The sequence below is a fragment of the Limosilactobacillus agrestis genome, from assembly GCF_014145585.1.
GTDB classification, from domain to species: Bacteria; Bacillota; Bacilli; order Lactobacillales; family Lactobacillaceae; genus Limosilactobacillus; species Limosilactobacillus agrestis.
The window spans coordinates 75,617-96,159 of the sequence record NZ_JACIVF010000053.1; the positions used below are offsets into that span (position 1 = coordinate 75,617).

Annotated in this window: 20 protein-coding genes and 1 pseudogene; 15 read left to right on the forward strand and 6 right to left on the reverse strand. The window is 35.6% G+C overall.

Annotation, left to right across the window (positions count from 1 at the left end; genetic code table 11):
* Positions 1-8: 8 nt before the first annotated feature.
* The 3 genes from clpX to H5R88_RS04820 are packed head-to-tail and all read left to right on the forward strand — an operon-like array spanning position 9 to position 2,168.
* Entirely contained in the window at positions 9-1,259 is a 1,251-nt protein-coding gene (gene clpX / locus H5R88_RS04810) for an ATP-dependent Clp protease ATP-binding subunit ClpX (RefSeq protein WP_182600388.1), read from the forward strand.
* Between the two features lie 17 nt (positions 1,260-1,276).
* Complete coding sequence (gene yihA, locus H5R88_RS04815) at positions 1,277-1,867, forward strand: ribosome biogenesis GTP-binding protein YihA/YsxC (protein ID WP_182578238.1); 591 nt, start codon at positions 1,277-1,279, stop codon at positions 1,865-1,867.
* Between the two features lies 1 nt (position 1,868).
* Positions 1,869-2,168 carry a nucleoside triphosphate pyrophosphohydrolase family protein gene (locus H5R88_RS04820; RefSeq protein ID WP_182578239.1) on the forward strand — a complete coding sequence of 100 codons (300 nt, stop codon included), beginning with the start codon at positions 1,869-1,871 and terminating at the stop codon, positions 2,166-2,168.
* A 113-nt stretch (positions 2,169-2,281) separates the two neighbouring features.
* Here H5R88_RS04820 and H5R88_RS04825 read toward each other — a convergent pair whose 3' ends face one another.
* Positions 2,282-2,419 (reverse strand): SPJ_0845 family protein, encoded by a 138-nt coding sequence (locus H5R88_RS04825; RefSeq protein ID WP_182578240.1) that lies wholly within the window; start codon positions 2,417-2,419, stop codon positions 2,282-2,284.
* A 143-nt stretch (positions 2,420-2,562) separates the two neighbouring features.
* Between H5R88_RS04825 and uvrC the strand changes: the two genes are divergently transcribed.
* The 7 genes from uvrC (at position 2,563) to H5R88_RS04860 (ending at position 11,277) form a co-directional block, all read left to right on the forward strand.
* Positions 2,563-4,374 carry an excinuclease ABC subunit UvrC gene (gene uvrC / locus H5R88_RS04830; RefSeq protein WP_182600389.1) on the forward strand — a complete coding sequence of 604 codons (1,812 nt, stop codon included), beginning with the start codon at positions 2,563-2,565 and terminating at the stop codon, positions 4,372-4,374.
* 64 nt (positions 4,375-4,438) lie between these two features.
* The gene (gene obgE / locus H5R88_RS04835) at positions 4,439-5,755 is read left to right on the forward strand and encodes a GTPase ObgE (RefSeq protein WP_182578242.1); all 1,317 of its coding nucleotides are present in this window, start codon (positions 4,439-4,441) and stop codon (positions 5,753-5,755) included.
* A 32-nt stretch (positions 5,756-5,787) separates the two neighbouring features.
* Entirely contained in the window at positions 5,788-6,717 is a 930-nt protein-coding gene (gene rnz / locus H5R88_RS04840) for a ribonuclease Z (RefSeq protein WP_182600390.1), read from the forward strand.
* A gap of 16 nt (positions 6,718-6,733) precedes the next feature.
* Complete coding sequence (locus H5R88_RS04845) at positions 6,734-7,567, forward strand: SDR family NAD(P)-dependent oxidoreductase (protein ID WP_182578244.1); 834 nt, start codon at positions 6,734-6,736, stop codon at positions 7,565-7,567.
* Between the two features lie 125 nt (positions 7,568-7,692).
* Positions 7,693-10,020, forward strand: a complete 2,328-nt coding sequence (gene recJ / locus H5R88_RS04850; protein WP_182600391.1) for a single-stranded-DNA-specific exonuclease RecJ — start codon at positions 7,693-7,695, stop codon at positions 10,018-10,020.
* Between the two features lie 16 nt (positions 10,021-10,036).
* Complete coding sequence (locus H5R88_RS04855) at positions 10,037-10,555, forward strand: adenine phosphoribosyltransferase (protein ID WP_182578246.1); 519 nt, start codon at positions 10,037-10,039, stop codon at positions 10,553-10,555.
* 110 nt (positions 10,556-10,665) lie between these two features.
* Positions 10,666-11,277, forward strand: coding sequence for a DUF308 domain-containing protein (locus tag H5R88_RS04860; protein WP_182578247.1), 612 nt, complete (start codon positions 10,666-10,668; stop codon positions 11,275-11,277).
* 1,125 nt (positions 11,278-12,402) lie between these two features.
* On the opposite strand, the gene H5R88_RS04865 is transcribed toward H5R88_RS04860, so the two are convergent.
* Positions 12,403-13,233, reverse strand: a complete 831-nt coding sequence (locus tag H5R88_RS04865; RefSeq protein WP_220477569.1) for an alpha/beta fold hydrolase — start codon at positions 13,231-13,233, stop codon at positions 12,403-12,405.
* A gap of 622 nt (positions 13,234-13,855) precedes the next feature.
* Between H5R88_RS04865 and H5R88_RS04870 the strand changes: the two genes are divergently transcribed.
* From H5R88_RS04870 to H5R88_RS09885, 4 genes and pseudogenes are all read left to right on the forward strand, one after another.
* On the forward strand, positions 13,856-14,875 hold the full coding sequence (locus H5R88_RS04870) for an amidohydrolase family protein (RefSeq protein WP_182600392.1): 1,020 nt from the start codon (positions 13,856-13,858) through the stop codon (positions 14,873-14,875).
* A gap of 3 nt (positions 14,876-14,878) precedes the next feature.
* Positions 14,879-15,736 carry an SDR family NAD(P)-dependent oxidoreductase gene (locus tag H5R88_RS04875; RefSeq protein ID WP_182600393.1) on the forward strand — a complete coding sequence of 286 codons (858 nt, stop codon included), beginning with the start codon at positions 14,879-14,881 and terminating at the stop codon, positions 15,734-15,736.
* A 22-nt stretch (positions 15,737-15,758) separates the two neighbouring features.
* The gene (locus H5R88_RS04880; RefSeq protein WP_182600394.1) at positions 15,759-16,361 is read left to right on the forward strand and encodes a nuclear transport factor 2 family protein; all 603 of its coding nucleotides are present in this window, start codon (positions 15,759-15,761) and stop codon (positions 16,359-16,361) included.
* Positions 16,362-16,482: 121 nt separating this feature from the next.
* A pseudogene (locus H5R88_RS09885) lies at positions 16,483-17,146 on the forward strand (transposase); the annotation flags it as partial.
* On the opposite strand, the gene H5R88_RS04890 reads toward H5R88_RS09885, so the two are convergent.
* The 4 genes from H5R88_RS04890 to H5R88_RS04905 form a co-directional block, all read right to left on the reverse strand.
* Positions 17,133-17,555, reverse strand: a complete 423-nt coding sequence (locus H5R88_RS04890; protein WP_182578250.1) for a MarR family winged helix-turn-helix transcriptional regulator — start codon at positions 17,553-17,555, stop codon at positions 17,133-17,135. The pseudogene H5R88_RS09885 and the gene H5R88_RS04890 sit on opposite strands and share 14 nt — an antisense overlap.
* A 153-nt stretch (positions 17,556-17,708) precedes the next feature.
* Positions 17,709-18,320: a hypothetical protein gene (locus tag H5R88_RS04895; protein ID WP_182600395.1), complete on the reverse strand. Its 612-nt coding sequence runs from the start codon at positions 18,318-18,320 to the stop codon at positions 17,709-17,711.
* Positions 18,321-18,411: 91 nt separating this feature from the next.
* Entirely contained in the window at positions 18,412-19,023 is a 612-nt protein-coding gene (locus tag H5R88_RS04900) for a hypothetical protein (RefSeq protein ID WP_182578252.1), read from the reverse strand.
* Between the two features lie 44 nt (positions 19,024-19,067).
* On the reverse strand, positions 19,068-19,703 hold the full coding sequence (locus H5R88_RS04905; protein ID WP_182578253.1) for a nuclear transport factor 2 family protein: 636 nt from the start codon (positions 19,701-19,703) through the stop codon (positions 19,068-19,070).
* A gap of 379 nt (positions 19,704-20,082) precedes the next feature.
* On the opposite strand from H5R88_RS04905, the gene H5R88_RS09850 reads away from it, so the two are divergent.
* Entirely contained in the window at positions 20,083-20,241 is a 159-nt protein-coding gene (locus H5R88_RS09850; RefSeq protein WP_372457369.1) for a helix-turn-helix domain-containing protein, read from the forward strand.
* Positions 20,242-20,543 lie beyond the last annotated feature (302 nt).

Sequence of the window (20,543 nt, forward strand, 5' to 3'; positions counted from 1 at the left end):
GTTCATTTATGTTTGAAGATACCACTGGGATGGATTCAGTTCACTGTTCATTTTGTGGAAAATCACAAGATGAAGTAAAAAAAATTGTTGCTGGTCCTGGCGTTTATATTTGTAACGAATGTGTTGACCTTTGTAAACAAATTATTGATCAGGAATTAGCAGAAGATGAAGCCAAAAAAGCTTTCCGTGTGCCAACTCCAGAAGAGATTGTTAACGAACTGGATGACTATGTAATTGGTCAAGGTGATGCAAAAAAAACATTGGCAGTTGCTGTTTATAACCACTATAAACGGGTTAATGCAATGATGAGTGGTGATAATAATGATACGGAACTTCAAAAGAGTAACATTGCCGTAATTGGTCCAACTGGTTCTGGGAAGACATATCTTGCCCAATCGTTGGCTCGTATTCTAAATGTTCCGTTTGCAATTGCTGATGCTACAACCTTAACTGAAGCGGGATATGTTGGTGAAGACGTTGAGAATATTATCCTTAAATTACTTCAAGCGGCTGATTTTGATGTAGAACGTGCCGAAAAAGGAATTATTTATATTGACGAAATTGATAAGATTGCAAAGAAAAGTGAAAATGTATCAATTACGCGTGATGTTTCTGGAGAAGGGGTTCAACAGGCTCTCTTAAAAATTCTCGAAGGAACAATTGCCAATGTTCCACCTCAAGGAGGGCGAAAGCATCCACAACAAGAGTTTATCCAAGTTGATACGAAGAATATCCTCTTTATTGTTGGTGGAGCTTTTGATGGAATCGAAACAATTGTTAAGGAACGACTTGGGGATAAGACAATTGGATTTGGGACAGATTCGCGGGAAGCAGAAAAGGTTACTGATAAAAATATTTTGCAACATGTTATTCCAGAAGACCTTCTTAAGTTTGGATTAATTCCAGAATTTATTGGACGGTTACCTGTGATGACTGCGCTTGAAAAACTTGACGAAGATGACCTTGTTCGAATCCTTACTGAGCCAAAGAATGCATTAGTTAAGCAATATCAAGAGTTAATTCGCCTTGATGGAAGCGAGTTGACTTTTACAGATGGTGCATTACGAGCAATGGCACAACTAGCAATTAAGAGAAATACAGGTGCTCGTGGTCTGCGTTCAATTATTGAAGATGTAATGCGGGATGTAATGTTTGATTTGCCAAGTCGTAAAGATGTAGAAAAGGTAATTATTGATAAACGATGTGTAACACAACATACAGAACCTCGTTACGTTTTAAAAGATGAACAGGCTTCTTAATGAAATGAGGTGAGCAAATGGAAGTTCACAATGTAGATTTAACAATCAGTGCCGTGAGTAATGAACAATATCCTAAAACAAATATTCCAGAAATTGCTTTAGTTGGTCGTTCAAATGTTGGAAAATCATCGTTGACAAACGTCCTAATCAATCGTCGCAATTTTGCTCATACGTCTAGCCAGCCAGGAAAAACTCAGACATTAAATTTCTATGACGTTGAAGATAAGGTATATTTTGTCGACGTTCCAGGATATGGGTATGCTAAAGTCTCGAAAAAAGAGCGAGAACGATTTGGAAAAATGATCGAACAATACTTAACTCAACGTGAACAATTGCGCGGAGTTATTCAATTAGTTGATGCACGGCATGAACCCACCCCTGATGATGTAAATATGTATAATTGGTTACAGTACTACAATATTCCAACATTAATTGTAGGGACAAAGATTGATAAGGTAAAACGGAGTGCATGGAATCGACAACTAAGTCTTATTAAAAAGGCCCTTGATGTTGAAAGTTCAACACCAATTATTCTATTTTCAGCAACAGAGAAAAAGGGTAAAGATGATGTTTGGCAGTGGATTGAAGAGCGAATGGGGAAGAACTAAGTTGGATTTTAATGAATACCAAAATGCGGCAAAACGAACCTTATATGGAAATGAACAAGTTTTAACAAATTGCGCATTAGGATTAGCCGGAGAATCAGGACAAGTCGTTGATTTAGTAAAGAACTATACTTTTCGTAGTCGGAAATTAGATCGTAAGGAACTAATTCACGAAATGGGTGATGTCTTATGGTATTTATCTCAAATTGCAGAATGGGCAGATATTCCATTTGAAGAAGTCGCCAAAGCAAATATTGAAGAATTGAATCAGCGCTATCCGACTGGTTTTAAAAAACAGAATTAAAAAATAAGATGGCAGAGAAACAATCGTCTTGAAGGTGCTTCCACGTTATCTTGTGATTGTTCATGAAAATAGTAGCGGGTGGAAAAACTTTGCTTTTTCCACCCGCTTTTGTATTATTTCTTTTTGTTTTCTTTACTATCCTTTTCTTTTTTCTCATCGTTCTTTTTAGTTGCTTTTGGCTTTTTAGGGTCAACCGCAAATTGATCAAATAATTTGTCAAGCTGCTCGCTTCTTCTAGTAACTAATCCCATTTTTTTAGCTCCTTTTTTATATTTGACAAAATGCTAGCATAAATTTTACTAAATGTACAATTATTTCTAAACACTTTCTTTGCTTTAATGATGATTTTTCAGATATAATATATTGTTAGATAATTTTTCGGAGGGATTTTGCGATGGCCAGTGAACATTTGGAACATAAACTAGCATTGTTACCTGATAAGCCAGGTTGCTACCTGATGAAAAACATTAATGATCAGATAATTTATGTTGGCAAAGCTAAAAATTTAAAGAATAGGGTTCGCTCTTACTTTAAGAGTAGTCATAACGGTAAAGTAGCTAAAATGGTTTCGGAAGTTGCGGACTTTGAAACCATTGTGACTTCGACTAATAAGGAGTCGTTTTTACTTGAAATAACGTTGATTCAAAAACATCAACCTTATTTCAATATTAAATTAAAAAAGGGAACTGGTTATCCCTACATAAAAATAACGAATGAGCGGGATCCGCAAATTAAGATTGTTAGTAAAATAAAAAAAGACGGTGGATATTATTTTGGCCCCTATCCAAATGTCTATGCTGCAGAAGAAACAATGCATTTCATTCAAAAGGTCTACCCATTAAGGCGATGTAATGGGTATCAAGGCCGGCCATGTTTGTATTACCATATGGGACAATGCTTAGGAGCTTGTTTTAAAGAAGTTCCTAAAAGTGAATACGAAGAGCAAATTAAGAAAATCAAGTCATTTTTGAACGGAAACACAGCGACAGTTAAGCAACAATTAACTAAGAAGATGCAACGAGCAGCAGAAAATATGGAATTTGAACGAGCTGCTGAAATTCGGGACCAGCTTCACTATATTGAAGTGACGGTTGAAAAACAAAAGATTATTTCAAATGATAAAACCCCTCGTGATTTATTTAATTTCTATATGGACAAAGGGTGGCTTTCTATTCAAATTTTCTTTATCCGGCAGGCGCGGCTAATGAAGCGAGAAAAACGCCTATTTCCAATCGTGGATACGGCGGTCGAAGAAATGACTAGCTTTATTCTCCAGTTTTATAATCGACGTAATAATATTTTGCCTCACGAAATTCTCCTTCCCAAAGGCCTCCCCAATAAAGAAATAAGCGAGATACTAGGGATACCAGTCCGGACACCAGTTCGTGGTGAAAAACGAGATCTTTTAGCAATGGCACATGAAAATGCTCAGTTGTCTTTAGATGAAAAATTTCGGCTGCTTGAGATGGACCAGAGTAAAACCACTGGTGCGATGAAGGAGATTACGGATGCCCTTGGACTTCCAGAGGGTCACCGGATTGAAGCATTTGATCATTCTCATATTCAAGGAGCTGATCCTGTTAGTGCAATGGTTGTATTTATTAACGGAGAGCCTGCTAAAAATTTTTACCGGAAGTATAAATTGAAAACGGTAATTAATCACGCTGATGAAGCTGCTAGTACCCGTGAAGTTATTCGGCGGAGGTATTCGCGTCTCTTAAAAGAAAATAAGCCAATGCCGGATATGATTTTTATGGATGGTGGCGAAATTCAGATGGATGCAGCCAAAGATGTTTTAGAGAATGAACTTGGTCTTGATATTCCTGTAATAGGGATGGTAAAGAATGATAAACACCAAACAGCTGACTTACTGTTCGGAGATGATGACCACCATATTAATTTAAATCCACGTAGCCAAGGCTTTTACTTAGTTCAGCGCATTCAAGATGAGGTTCACCGGTTTGCGATTACTTTCCACCGGCGAGTTCATACCAAACATTCTCTGAGTTCACGTTTGGATGAAATCAAGGGAGTGGGGCCACGGACTCGGACAAAATTACTAAAAAAATATGGCTCAATTACCAAAATTGCGCAAGCATCGGTTGATGAAATCCATTCACTAGGGATTAATCGACCTACAGCCCAGTTAATCAAAGTTTCATTGCAGAAAAATGCGGAAGTGGCTAAGGGAAGTAGTCATGATTGAGTTTTGACAGGTTTGTAAATTTTAAATATACTAAATAATAGACTAAAGAACGGAGACAATCATTATGAATATGTTTGTTGATCAAATAAAAATTGAAGTACATGCAGGTAAGGGTGGCGATGGAATGGTTGCATTTCGTCGTGAAAAATATGTTCCTAACGGTGGCCCAGCTGGTGGTGATGGAGGCCAGGGTGGCAGTATTATTTTAAAAGTTGACGAAGGATTACGAACTTTAATGGATTTCCGTTATCACCGAATTTTTAAAGCTAAAAATGGTGGCAATGGGATGAGTAAACAGATGACTGGTCCAAGCGCCGAAGATACAATTATTGCTGTTCCTCAAGGTACTACTGTTAGGGATTTGGATACTGGTGAGATTATTGGAGATCTTGTTGAAAAAGATCAAGAATTAGTAGTTGCTAAGGGTGGTCGTGGAGGCCGGGGCAATATTCACTTTGCCAGTGCTAAGAATCCTGCTCCTGAAATTGCTGAAAATGGAGAACCAGGTGAGGACCACTACTTAGAATTGGAATTGAAGATGCTTGCGGATGTCGGATTAGTTGGATTCCCTTCTGTTGGAAAATCCACTTTATTATCAGTAGTAACAGGTGCTAAACCTAAAATTGCTGCATATGAATTTACAACCTTAGCTCCTAATCTGGGGATGGTAATGTTACCAGATGGTCGTGATTTTGCAATGGCTGATATGCCCGGTTTAATTGAAGGAGCATCTAAGGGTGTTGGTCTTGGATTGAAATTCTTACGACACATTGAACGTACGCGCGTTCTTCTTCACCTAGTTGATATGAGTAGTGAAGACCCTCATCAAGCAATTGAACGTTACCGGCAAATTAATAAAGAACTTGCTAATTACGATCCCGAGTTATTAAGGCGACCACAAATTGTAGTAGCGACGAAGATGGATTTACCAAATTCTGCTAATAACTTGGCCACTTTTAAAGCTGATTTGGCAGCGGATAAGACTTTAGAAAAACAGCCAGAAATTTTTCCTATTTCAGCAGTTACTCATCAAGGGGTACAACAATTAATGCAATTAACTGCTGATCTCTTGGACAAGACGCCCGCATTTGATAGTGAGAGTCATGATAAAGAATTAGTCGCTGAATACCGTGCGGCCGCCCCTGTAAAGGATAATAAAGCAGACTTTACTATTACCAAGGATGAAGATGGTACTTGGGTATTGGGTGGCGAAAAGCTTATTCGGTTATTTAAGATGACTGATTTAACTCATGAAGAAAGCCAATTACGTTTTGCTCGTCAACTTCGCCGGATGGGGGTTGATGATGCGTTAAGAGCTAAAGGCGTTCAAGATGGCGATCTTGTAAGAATTGAAAAATTTGTTTTTGAATTTATTCAATAAAATTATACGTAGCAAAGGTAGGAAATATATAAATGCAACTTGAATTTTTAGGAACAGGCGCTGGTTCCCCAAGTAAGCAACGTAATGTAGCAAGTGTTGCATTGCGGTTGTTAGAAGAACGAAACGCAATTTGGCTATTTGATGTGGGAGAAGCTACTCAACATCAAATTCTCAATACGACAATTAGGCCACGAAAGATAGAAAAAATTTTTATTACGCACTTACATGGTGATCATATCTTTGGTTTACCTGGTTTGCTAAGTTCCCGCTCTTTTCAAGGAGGAACCGAACCGCTAACTATCTATGGACCAGTAGGAATAAAGCGATATGTTCAGACTTCTTTACAAGTAAGTGAGTCACGTCTCAGTTATCCTTTGCATTTTGTTGAAATAACAGATGACGGGGAACTATTTAATGATCATGGCTTCAGAGTGATTGCACGGAAGTTAGATCATAAAATTGCGTGTTTTGGCTACCGAATTGAAGAAGCGGATCATCCGGGAGAATTACAGGTTGAAAAATTACGAGAACAAAAAGTACCATCTGGACCAATTTATGGTCAACTGAAAGCTGGAAAAAAGGTTACCCTTCCAGATGGTCGAGTATTAGATGGTCATGACTTTATTGGTACCCCCCAACCTGGACGTACTGTTGCAATTTTAGGTGATACTAGACAAACGAAGAATGCAATTCTGTTAGCGCAAAATGCAGATGTATTAGTGCATGAAAGTACTTTTGCTAAAGATGAGACAAAGATGGCCCATAATTATTATCATTCAACCAGTAAACAAGCGGCTGAAATTGCAAAAAAAGCTGGTGTTAAAAAATTATTGTTAAATCATATTTCGGCACGCTATACTGGTAAAGCCGCTTATCAATTAGCATATCAAGTTCGTAATATTATTCCCGATACTCGCGTTGTTAATGATTTCGATGTGATTGATATTCCGTTCAAAAAATGAAAAGAGATGGCAAAAGATGCTGAGAAGAGTAAAGACGTTACGTTTCCTGCGAAATGAAGTTGTATTAATTACTGGTGGGTCTAGTGGAATTGGCAAGGAGTTAGCTTTTGAGGCTGCTCGTCGTGGTGCCATTGTTGTCGTAGCTTCGCGTAATCTCGAGAAGTTACAAGAAGTAGCCAAGAAATGTTTGATTTTATCTGGCCGTCCAGCCTTCGCCTATCAACTAGATGTTACCGATCCTGATCAGATTGATGCTGTACTTTCAAAAGTTCAACATGAAGTTGGCGGAATCGATGTGTTAATTAATTCTGCCGGGCTCGGTGACTTTATTCCTGTAGTTAAAGAATCATACAGCTCGATGGAAAAAATGGTCCATACAAACCTTTTGGCCTTGATGTATATTAGTCGGTGTGTGGCTAAACAAATGATGGATCAAGGGTATGGTGCCATTATTAATATGGGTTCATTAGCTGGTAAACTACCTACACCAAATAGTGCTGTATATTCAGCAACGAAAGCTGGAGTAATTCAGTTTGATAATGTTTTACGAATGGAGGTTGCTGATTATGGTGTCCAAGTGTTAACAGTAAATCCTGGACCAATCGATACACCTTTCTTTGATAAAGCGGATAATGACTATACATATCGAGCACATTTACCCAAATGGATGTTTATTTCTCCCGAAGACTTGGCTCAAAGAATTTGGAATAATGTTGGGTACAAGACAAGGGAAATCAATGTTCCAGGGTATGTTGCTTATCTTGGCTGGGCTTATCAAGTTATTCCAGGTTTAGGTGACTGGGCAATTAAGAAATTTTTTGATTTCCAACAAGATAAGAAGAACTTATAATATGCTCCTTTGTTTTCTAAGGATTGCAGGATTTAGTAATTTCTTTCAAGAAAGGGACAAACAAGAGACTGAGTTTATCCCAGCCTCTTGTTTAATTTAGGCGTTGAAATGGTGGTTAATTTTAAATGATTGATGCAAAATTTAAGTGGGAACTTGCAGATACTGCTTCCTCAGCAACTATTGATAATCTTGAAAAAAGGCTTGGTATTTCTAAGATATTAGCAACCCTATTGGCTCAGCAAGGAATCACTTCAACTGAACAAGCAAAAAAATTCTTTGAACCATCGATAGAAGATATTCATGATCCAAGATTATTACATGATATAGATAAAGCGGTTGAGCGAATTGAGCAGGCAGTTGAAAGACAAGAACAAATTACTGTTTACGGTGATTATGATGCAGATGGAATTACTAGCACAGCTTTAATGTATGAAACGTTATTATCCGTCGGTGCAAATGTTAATTATTATGTACCAAATCGTTTTACAGATGGATATGGGCCTAACATGGAGGCTTATCAACGGCTTATTGATAATGGCACCCAGCTTTTTATTACAGTCGATAATGGAGTTAGTGGGAAAAATGTTATCGATAAGGTTATGGAAGCAGGAATAGATGTTATAATTACTGACCACCATGAATTACCGGCTGATTTACCTAATGCAGTTGCCATCGTTCACCCTCGTTATCCAGGTAGTAGTTATCCTTTTCCAGATTTGTCAGGAGTTGGGGTTGCGTTTAAGGTAGCATGGGCGTTAACTGGTGAATTTCCCGTAGAAGAGCTGGATTTAGTTGCGATTGGCGAAATAGCCGATGTAGTAAACGTGATGGACGAAAACCATGCCTTAATTTCCTATGGTATTCAGCAATTACGGCAAGGGTTGCGTCCGGGTTTAGCAGCCCTAATGAAGTTGGCCGATATTAAAGCTAACAATCTAACTGATCAGGATATTGGCTTTGGAATTGCGCCACGACTAAATGCACTTGGCCGAATTGCAGATGCTAATGATGGAGTTAAGTTACTGACGAGTTTAGATGATAATGAATCACAAGAATTAGCTAAAGAGGTAGATCAGGCTAATAAAGAACGCCGAAACCTGGTTACTGATATTATGAAAGAGGCAGAAAAACAGGCCAATAGTTCAGATAACCGGCAGAAAAAGACCTTATTAATTGTTGGTAATGGCTGGCATCAAGGTGTATTAGGGATTGTTGCCAGTCGCATTATGAATGAGACAGGGAAACCAACTATTGTTGCATCAACCGACCAAAATAATCCAAACTTAATAAAAGGGTCCGGCAGAAGTGTTGATAGTTTTAATCTGTTCAATGCCTTGGCAGCTCATCATGAACTATTTACAACATTTGGCGGTCATCCTGCTGCTTGTGGTCTTTCTTTTGATCAGGTAAATATTGCACCGCTACAAACAGCCTTGGAAGAAGAAGCGGTCAAACAAGAATTCGACCCAACTGCCAAGCAACCACTTTCAATCGCGATGCAACTTAAACCAGTAGATATTACTCAACAGTTATATAATGATATTCAGCGGGTTGCTCCATTTGGCCCGGGAAATCTGGAACCAATTTTTGAATTAAAGAACGTTAAAGTTGTTGATGTCAAAACAATGGGGCAGGAACACCAGCACTTAAAATTTTCAATTATAAGTGATAAAGGGAATTTAACAGTTATCGCTTTTGGTCAAGGAAATTTGGCGCCATTATTATCGGCGCCAACCGGACAAATTAATTTAGCTGTTAAGGTTGGCCTTAACGAATGGCGTGGAAAAAAAAGCATTCAACTGATGTTAGAAGACCTTCAAATCAATGGAACGGTAATTATTGATGAACGAACCAATAAACTAACCCCTCAGCTTTTCAATTCTTCAGATTATTACATTGTAAGAGAACCAAAATTACGAGAAAATATTGCTCCTCATGTTGTCCCCGGCCATACTTTATCGATCGAAGAAGCAGTTAAGACTGATTTTACCGGCCAACGAGTAACGCTGGTTGACTGTCCACCCAGTGAAGAAATACTAAAACAAATTTTTGCGCGGGATGACGGGGAGCCAGCAACTATTCGTTTATTACTGTATCAGCGCAAGAGTGCTTACTTAGTTGGACTTCCAACGCGAAATGATTTTGCACAACTCTATCGCTTTATTTATAAGCAAAAGAAATTAACATGGCCAATGCAATCCAAAGCAGTTAGTAATTATTTAAAAATTAATGTAGATCGATTAAATCTAATGATTCAAGTGTTTTCTGAAGCAGGATTTGTTACAATAAAAGGTGACGTGTTAAAGTTTAATGAGCCAGCTAGTAAGATTGATTTAACGCGAACTAAACGTTATCAAAAACAATTAGCACAATATAAAGTTGAACAACAGTTGCTTTTTAATGATGCGGCAACAGTTGCTAAATGGCTATTGAAATATTTAAATTTAGAATAAGGAGACTATTTATCTCATGGCTTTAGACCTTTATAAATATGTAGCTAGTGTTCCTGATTATCCCGAAAAAGGTGTTATTTTTCGGGATATCTTGCCGTTAATGGCTGATGGAGCCGCCTTTAAGCAAGCTACTGACGAATTAGTTAATTATGCTAAAGATAAAAAGGTAGACATGGTAGTAGGACCGGAAGCACGAGGTTTCATTGTTGGTTGTCCTATTGCTCGTGAATTAGGTGTTGGATTTGCGCCAGCACGGAAAAAGGGTAAGTTGCCAAGAAAAGCAATTAGCGCATCTTATAACTTAGAATATGGAACAGCTACCTTGCAAATGGAAGCCGATGCAATTAAACCAGGTCAACGGGTTCTCGTTGTGGATGATCTCTTAGCGACAGGGGGAACAATTTCTGCAACAATTGATATGGTTGAACAAATGGGTGGCATTGTTGTTGGTTGTGCATTCTTAATCGAATTAAAAGATCTTCATGGCCGTGATAAACTTAAAGATTACGACATGAAGGCCTTGATGGAATTTTAATTAGGAGGAGGCTGGGTATACTAGCCTTCTTTCTTTTTAAATTTTAGTTGTATATATAGAACGAATGCGGGACAATAACATTACGTAGATAAAAAGGAGCCAGTTAATTTATGATTTTCTTAGTAATAATGGGAGCCCTGTTTTTAATTTTGGGTGGTTTTTATCTTGCTAATTCATGGCAGCAATATCGTGAATGGAAAAGCGGGACAATCATTGTTGTATTGAGTATTATCGCAATTGTTTATGGTGTAATTAATTTACCTTATTTCCATCATAATAATTCTGCTAGCTCAAGCCAAAGTATTTCATCTTCACAAGTTGCTCGGTCTAGTAGTTTTTCATCATTCTCAAATGGATTGACACTTGGCAATTCAAGTGAAAATGAAGCTCAACAAGAAGGTAAGACAATGGCAGTTTTGCGGCAAATGCAGAAAGGTTATTCGAAATTAGGTTCAGTTGACTATAACGAAGATAGTAAGACATTCCAAATCACGCCAACTGATGATAATACGGTTGAAGCGTTAAAGGCTTTAGCACAAGATCCAAGCCAAGCTGAACAAATGGGATGGTCTAACTTAACTAAGTCGATTAAAAGCAATTCAGGACAAGTAGAAAAAGCATTAGGTGATGGCTATTCAATTAGTATTATGAATCCAAGTGATTCTAGCAAGGCGTTATACACTGCCAAAGATGGTAAAACTTCATACAATATTGCAGATTAAAACTAAGTCAAGTTTCTGCTGAGAAGGATAGTTAAAATGCCTTTCTGGAAAAGTGAATAGTAGTAAAAATAAAGGCCGGATGATAAAGCTAAAAAATGGTTTATCGTCTGACTTTTATGTATACAAGAAATCATTTGCTTTACATCAAGTAGTGTTGATACGCAAATATGAATCATCGCCAATCAAATTGGTCTAGTTAGAACTGTCATTCGTGGCGGTTCTTTTTAGTTAGTTTGAATTTGATGGCCAACAATTAAATAAATCCGAGTTTTAAATGCCGTGAAGTAATGATAACCACAGGCAACTCGATCGATATTCTTAATTTGATTATTAATCCTTCGGTTCGACCATTGGAGAAATTTGTTTCAAGGTCACGCCTAATACCCTCTTTATAACGTCCTAAACGCGATAACAGTGGATTAATGACTAACACCATCTGATCGAAGTTTAAATAATTGAATAAAGTTGTAAAATCACGTTGATTGTAAGCACGCTTCAAGGACAATATCTTTAATTGTTTGAATCCGCGTTAACCGAAGAATAACTTCACGCCTCAAATCACGATAAATTATCCGCTGATGTTCAAAAAAGCAACTAGTTGTGTTAAATGTTGTATGACAGCCAGGACATTGAAAATGGTGGATATTAACAAGCATCATCAATGACCTAAATTGTCCATCTTTGTGTTTCGCTTGATAAAACCCATATTTTAAGATTTTACTGTGATTAATACCTCTCCCCAGTTTAGGTTTAGGCAAGCCCGCGGGGTATAAGAAAGGGTACAAGATATTTGGGCCACACGAATTTTTTAATTAATATATATTTAAGCTAATGATGAGGAAAAATTAAATGAGGATCTGTTAATTGAGGGGAGTTTTTGTATCATTATCCATGGAGGTTACCTTCTTTTCTATGTGATTTGCCGATTGCATTGTATCAGAGGGCGCGTTTTTAGTTTAAAAATAAAAAAATCTGATATTGATATAGAAAGTAATATTTTTATATCAACACCAGATATTGTATAGTCATTTTTAATTTTATCTGTGTACTCAGAGAAACATTATAGCAAGTATTCCATCAGTTTCTCGAAATCTAGTTTAACAATAATATAAAATAAGAACTTCTTTAAGCAAATTTTACTAATCGGTTCAACCAATTTTTAACTAAAACATTAAATACAGTTGGTTCCTCAATCTGTAAACTATGATCTGCTACATCTAGAACGGTAAATGTAGCGCGTGGGAAAAGTTCGAATAGTTTCCATTGATCCTTGTAACCAACTCGCGTATCTTGATGACCAGTTAAAATTAAGCTTGGCTTATCATAATTCATGGCTGCTATAACCTCATCTACATTTGTAGAAAAAGTATAATCCTTTTGTAACGCCTTTAAGAATTGCTGATCGGCCTTGGCTAATCCTGAAAGGACTTCTTTTTGCTGTCTTTCAATTGTTTGTTTATTAGCAATAATTAAATTTTCTTTAATCAATTTTGCCAGTTTTTGATCAAAGGTTTTTAAATACTTTTCATCAGCAAAACTTAAATATTGCTGAGGTAAATCTCTGTCAGCAGATGTAGGAATAATAACTGGACAAAGTAAAGTTAAACCATTGACCTGGAATCGGTAATGAGCGAGCAATCCCCGTGATAAATATCCACCAAATGACTGACCCACTAATAGAAAATGTTCTTTTCCTATAATTTTATCTACAAATTTTTCTAGAATTGTTAAAATTTTGTCTGACGAAGCGTATGTTAAAGTTTTACTTGATTCTCCCATTCCTGGCAGGTCAACATAAATTCGTTTATAATTTCTAGTTTCATTTGTAAAAATTGGTTCAAAGGCATCGATCATTAAATTCATATCGCAACCTAAACCATGAATTAATAAAACAGGGGTTCCATCACCCCTAATATCGTAATGTAATTTCATATCTGATGCATATTCGAAAAACATCTAGAACATCTCCTTCTATTTTTATTAGATATTATAATGGGAATGAATAAAAATCCACTATAATATATACGATGTAAACAATAAAGTAGTCACCGATTATTTGATATATCTACTATGTTAGTTATTGATGTATTTTTATTTTGGCTTTTTAAAACAGTGATTCCATTTCATAATTTAATAACCAGTAATAAGGTTTGCAGTTAAAAGAGATTCTTTTAAAGCAGACTTAATTTTTTGCTTTAAAATGCTCTTCATTATTAGAAGGCCTTTATTTTTTTCTGTTAAAGTAGGGACTATGGGTACGGAAAACATGTTGATCAACCAATTTATTCATATAAGCTGAAATTCCGGCTTGAATATTAAATTGATAGGGATCCGTCAACTATTTTCACGAACAATAGCAAGATAACGTGGAAAATAACCATAAGGCTCTAGCTTAGCCCACCGCCTTATCGCGAAGGTTATTTCCCACTCTCATGTGGTGGCCCCTTTCATTTTAAAATTAGTTATTTTATAAGTGTATTGATTGAAGTTATAACTTAAACAGATTAAAATGCAACTATAAAAGATAATTAAGTTGTAGTAAAACAAAGCTAGAAGCAAAAGATGAAGGTGGAAATTTATGAGATTAATTACTCTTGAAGAACACTACATGTCTAAAAAAGTTAATGATCAAGTTGAAAAGATCTTACTGAAGAATAATAGTGTGAATCCAGCAATGTTTAAATTTATTAATGATTTTGTTAATAGTAGCTTAATTACTGATATTGGTGATAAGCGTATTGCTTATATGGATAAAGTTGGTGTTGATACACAAATTTTAGGTTATGGTAACAATACGCCTGGTAATTTGGCTGATGAAGCTGCTATCGAACTTTGCCAACAGGCTAATAATGAAGTATATGAAGCTACTCAAAAATATCCAGGACGTTTTTACGGTTATGCAACTTTACCATTAGAATTTCCCGATGCCGCAGTTGCGGAATTAGAACGTTGTGTTAATGAATTAGGCTTTGTAGGAGTAATGGTCGAAGGACAGGTTAATAACCGCTTTATGGATAATCCAAAGTTCTACCCAATTTTAGAAAAATGTGCAGAATTAGCTGTTCCTTTATATGTTCACCCAGGAATTGTTTCTCCTGATATTCAAAAGCTTTATTATCAAGGAAATTGGTCTCCTCAAGTAGCTAATAATTTTGCTGGATATGCAATTGGTTGGCATTATGATACTGGTGTCAACGTGATGCGGATGATTTTGGCTGGTATTTTGGATAAATTGCCTAATCTTAAAATTATTGATGGTCACTGGGGTGAAGGCTTACCATTTTATTTTGATCGGATTGATATGGGGTTACCAACCAAATTAACGGGTCTTAAGCATAAAGTTTCCTGGTATTTCCAACATCAAATTTATACTGATCCTTCAGGAATGTTCTTCAGAAATGACTTGGAATTTACTGTTAAAACAATAGGAGCAAATCAAATAATGTGGGCTCAAGATTTCCCATACTTAAATGGTACTTTTGATCAAATTGATGATGTTCGACCATTTATTATTAATTCTGATCTACTTCCTGAAGATATAGAGAAAATTACTCATAAAAATGCAGAAAAATTATTCCACTTGGATTCAAAGGAGTAGCTTATGAAAAATGTAATTATTACTGGGGCTAACTCTGGTTTAGGTTTTGAAACGGCTAAAAAAATTGCTGCTAATAAAGAATATCGCATAATTTTAGCTTGTCGAAATATGGGGAAAGCTCAGGCTGCAAAGGAAGATATTATTGCGGCAACTGGTAATGAAAATGTAGAAGTACAAATTATTGATACTTCTTCTTTTGAATCAGTGCACAATTTTGCCAAAAATATTATTGATTCTGGTATCAGAATTGATGTTTTAATTAATAATGCTGGTATTTCACCAATGCGCGGCACAGGATTGACTGCAGATGGATTTGACATTGTTTTTGAGACTAATTATTTAGGTCATTTTTTGCTAACCCAATTACTTCTACCAGTAATGAATGCTGATTGTCGAATTATTAATATTACTTCTGATATGCATAATCCACCATATGGCTTAACTTGGCCAGGAGTAGAGAAAATTGCTTATGGGGATGTAGATACTAGATCAAGATATGCCTATTCAAAATTATGTATGATTTATTTCACTCATGCATTGGTAAACTATTTTGAAAAGACAGATAAGACATTCGTAGCTAATTCATTTAATCCTGGCTTTATGGCTGATACTAACTTCTCACAAGGTAGTGGTAAGGCACGTGAACAAATGGTTAAGCTAACTGCGCCAGATCGCTATAGTACTTTAGCCCAATCTTCTACTGCTTTAGCGGAAGTTGCTACTAGTCCAGCCTTAGCTGATGTAACTGATCAATATTTTGATCGTAGTACTAATACGATTCGTTCTTCTGCGTTATCTTATAATCAACATAATGCGATTGAATTATGGAACGATAGTTTAAAGTTTTGCCATCTTTTATAGTTTAAGAAGGGAAGTAGTAATTATGAATGATTATGAATCTGTTGAACAATTAGTTTTAGGTGAAAGAGATGCCCGTGGTCGTGGACTACACGATAAAATGGTGAAATCATACTGGCCAGATGCTACAGTTTCTACTAGCTGGATTTCAGGTAGTGCGACTGATTATATTAATGCCGGTCATGGTCGTAATTTGCGTCCAGAGGCCAGTGCTAATGAACGAATTGTTGGCCTTGATTGCGCACCAATTATTCATCTTAATAATTCCCGTGCCTATGTGGAATTACCAGTTGAAGCAAATCACTGGATAACTGTAAATGGTGAAAATGCAGTCTGGACCTCTTATATGAAACTACTATATCGTTGTGAAAAACGCGATGGTGAATGGCGTATTAGTGATCTGACTTCTATTTTCAATAATGATAAGTTAGCTCCCGTTGTTCCAGGAACTGATTTACATATTGATCCTGACGATCTTAAAGGATTGCGCTCTGCTTATCTTTGGATGTCATACATTCGCAAGAGTGATGGAGGCAGCGTCAGTCAAGATCTTCCGGGTACTGATCAACCAGAAAAAATTGATAAAATTTACCAGTATGATGAAGAATGGATAAATGAAAAAAAGTAAAATTGGATTGATTCTTGTTATTTAAAAAGAACAATAAAAATCAATTCAAACTAAAAAGTCGAGTAATGAATCTAATAATGATTCAGTGCTCGATTTTTTAATGAACTATTTTATTAATTACTACTTAATGATTCTTGATCAGTTTGAAAAGCGGCCTGTTATTCCATACACAACTTATCAAAAGGAACAGAAATGTAAACGATCCAACTAAATCACAAAATTGGCAGTATAATGCCGAAGATGATTATTACATCGATCATTTAGGGGTCCGTTTTAGTTTTTATCGGTATAGTACGGACCGATAAATATGGTTTCAAACGTGATTTCAAACTCTATCGGACGGACCAGCACCAACTGTCAGCGCAATTGGATGAGTTGGCAAAATACTAAGTGGTAAGCAACACTACATGCAGGTGAAGTCGACGTGGCATTATTAGAAGGCTAAAGTAAAAGCAACCCTCTCAAGTGATGAAGGCAAGGCAATTTATCGTCGACGGAAATTCGATGTTGAGCTAGTCTTTGGTCACATGGAGATGGATTTTGGTATACGCCGAACTCATCTACGTGGATATCGGACTGGCCCTGATGTCATTAAATCTAACGAAATTAAGCTCCAATCAATTAGCCGATTGTAATTTCATAAATAATTTAAGATCCGGACTGCGATTTTGAATCGATCAAAAATCATAGTCCGGATCTTACCGTTAGAGAACCAAGAATTAATAGTTAATTCCCAGCCTCTTGATAAATTAAATGATAGAATATTATATTTTATAATGAATTAATAATACGATGTAAATTTTTTACAAAACTTACTCGCTCATCTTGAGGAATAAGTTGTTTTACTTCTTGTTCTAATGATGTAAACACTTCGTTGATGGATTCAACTAATTTTTCTCCCTTAGGTTCAATAAAAATTTGTTTTTGTCTTTCATTATCTGCAGGAATTTTTCTATTTAAGTAACCTTTCTTTTCCATACCCTTTAACATATTGGTCATGGTAGCAGTTTGACGATTTAAATATGTTGCAACGTCCTTCTGAATAGTTCCTGGATGGTCAGCAATATATTTAATTAAACGTGCTTGTTGAATGTTTAAACCAAGTTGTTGTAACTTATCATGAACAAATTTTTCTTGTGCAACTTCGGCAAGACGTAAATGCTCTGAAATATTATTTGGATCATTTGTTTCCAACGGTATCCCTCCTTAATTAAATTATAGCTAATTTTATCATGAGGTGTGAGTTTAATTGTTAGATAGAAATACTGTTGTACCGCATAACAGTTGTAAATAAAAATAGCTTATCTGGTTTTAAAATCAAGTAAGCTATTTTTATTTTTTAATTAGTTAACGTTGTATAAGGTGAGGACGAGTAGTTTCAGTATGATCTTCATTATCAAGGTTTTGTTTTACTTGATTTTCAAATTGTTTTTTGATATCCTCCCAACTACCAGTAAATTGCTCTACAGGATTGAAGTTACTATATTCAGTACCAGGGATTTTGGTCCCTTCAAAGCAAACAAAAGTATCACCAGTATCTTCGGGAGCAGTTGCCCAAATTAATAAATTTGAAAAAGCGTCATATTGTAAAATCCATGAATTATCAGTTTGTTGAGTAAATTGACCCCAAATCTGTCCATTTACAGCTATACTAACTCTAAGAGGATCTTCACTTTCAAGATTATAAGTAATATGCTTATTTTGAATTTGTTCTTCAATTAAAGCCAAGGCGGCACGAACGCTTGAACTTTCACCTTCCATAGTTACTCCAGGTTCATCAAAAACCCAATTATTTTGAGTTGGAAACCATTCACGTGTTACAGCATAATGGTGACTATATGGATCGTATTTTAAGTAACCATAAAAAAAGTTATTAATATAAATTAACCATTTGACCGAACCATCAAAACAATAAAGTTCTTTATGAGTTGCATGTAAATCAAGACCTTCTAGGTTCATCAAATTACCTCCTGATTGATATTTTTCTAACAGTTGTATTTTAATGTGTTTTAGCAATAAGTACAATTGATATGCTATCTTTGGAGGTACATTAACGTCTTGTAAAATCGAAAGGAGCAGTTACGCTATTTTCTTCATTATCAAAATTTTGACTTATTTGTTTTTCAAATTGTTCCTTTACTTCTTTCCAGGTACCAACGAAATTTTTAATTGGTTTAAAAGCCTTAAATTCGGTACCAGGAACTTTAGTACCCTCAAAACAAACAAAAGTAGTCCCGGTATCTTCAGGGGCAGTTGCCCAAATTTGTATTTTGGGAAAGGCATTATATTGTAAAGCCCACAAATTGTCATCTTGTGCTGTGAAGTAACCCCATTTTTGACCATTTATAGCTACGCTGATTTTAACAGGATCTTCGTTAATAATATTATAAGTGATATTTTTATTTTGAATTTGTTCTTTAATTAAAGCCAAAGCATCATCTGCACTTGTACTTGAACCCTTCATCTCTACTCCAGGCTCATCAAATGGCCAGTTGGTTTGACTAGGGAACCATTCCCGTGTTACATCATAATGATGTGTTAATGAATTATATTTTAAATATCCATAAAAGTAATTATTTATATAAATTAACCATTTAGTTTGAACATCAAAATAAGTAAATTTTTTATGAGTTGCATGTAAATCAAGACCTTCTAGGTTCATATGAACACCCCCAATTAATATATTCTTTGTTTTTGAGTTATTGATTAATGATCAGATCTTTCAGCACCATCGAGCCATTTATCTAATTGATTATAAAGCCTTTGTACCATTTCTGGTTTATCAATGCCCACTAAATTATCATTAATTTTATTACCCATTTTTTCCATATTATAAGCGATACAAGCATAACTGGGCCGATATTTTTCTAAAACTTTACTATCAATATTTAAAGCATTATTTGGTAAAATAGGCACTATCCTATCTTGTTCGTAAATTGATTCAAAACGGACAATATACCACTGTCCATTAATTTTTTCAGTTGAAAAAATTAACTGTGAATCACTAGAAAGGTTACACTTCACACCTTCTAAAATAGTTTCTGCCACGACGGTTGCCATAATAATGGTTACAGCACGATCTCCATTGATCCAAGTTAAAGAATTATGGAGAACATGGCGAGTAGGCAATTTCATTTTTGAGGATGCTGTTACGAATCCTTCGCCACTACCATGATACCAAGAAATATCTACATAAGAATTTTTAGCATAACATTTATACATTTCCTCCCATTTATTATTATCACGGCAATAGCGCTCAAAATTGATCAATGAGATGATATCGTCTTTGTCTTTAACTTGTTGTTCACTTTGTGCAAGTGGACGTTTTAAAAAGTTACTCATTTATAATTACCTCGTAATTGAATATTTTTCTAACAGTTGTATTTTAATCTGTTACAGTAATAAATACAATTATATTGCTTTTTAATGTATATTAATAAATAAAATTGTTTTTAATAAAATGAAGGCAGAGAATAAATGTTACTTAAAATAAAAAAGAGACATGTTTATGAAGTACCCTACAATTGTTGGACAAGAATCTAATGATTGTGAGGTACTTTTTTCTATGAGTAAATATAATGCAATATTTAAAGCACAAATTATACAAAAATGCTTAACCGGATTAGGTAGGGACCAACAACTAGCGAAAAAATACTGTCCTAATAAAAGTTAAATTGCCGACTGGGGTGATCAATTTAACTGATTAGGAAGTGAAGGGTTAATTCGACAACTAGGGAAAAGAAAATTCTCTCTTAATTTTAAACTTAGTGTGATAAACTACTACCAAAATCATAAGGAATCTTTAGCGGAAATTGCCATTAAATTTGACGTTCTCAGTAGCCAAGTGTACTTATGGAAGAACGACTTCGAAAAAGAGTGAACTTGAACGACATAAAGAAGAACTGGCAAAGAAAGATAAGAATTCTATGAAGATCAGCCTTATCGTCTCATTCATACTGATGTAACACAAGTCCGCTCAGCTGATCAGCAGTGGGCTTATGTTAATGAACCTAGTTAAGAGATTTTTGTCTTTCAGACTAGTATTAATCCCAATAAAGAACTTATCATGCGCACTTTAGAAGAATTAATTAGTAACTTATCTGATGAGGCCAATCTGACTATCAATTCTGAGCAAGGTTGACATTACCAGTTAGCTTACTATACTCAAAACCTTAGAGGGCA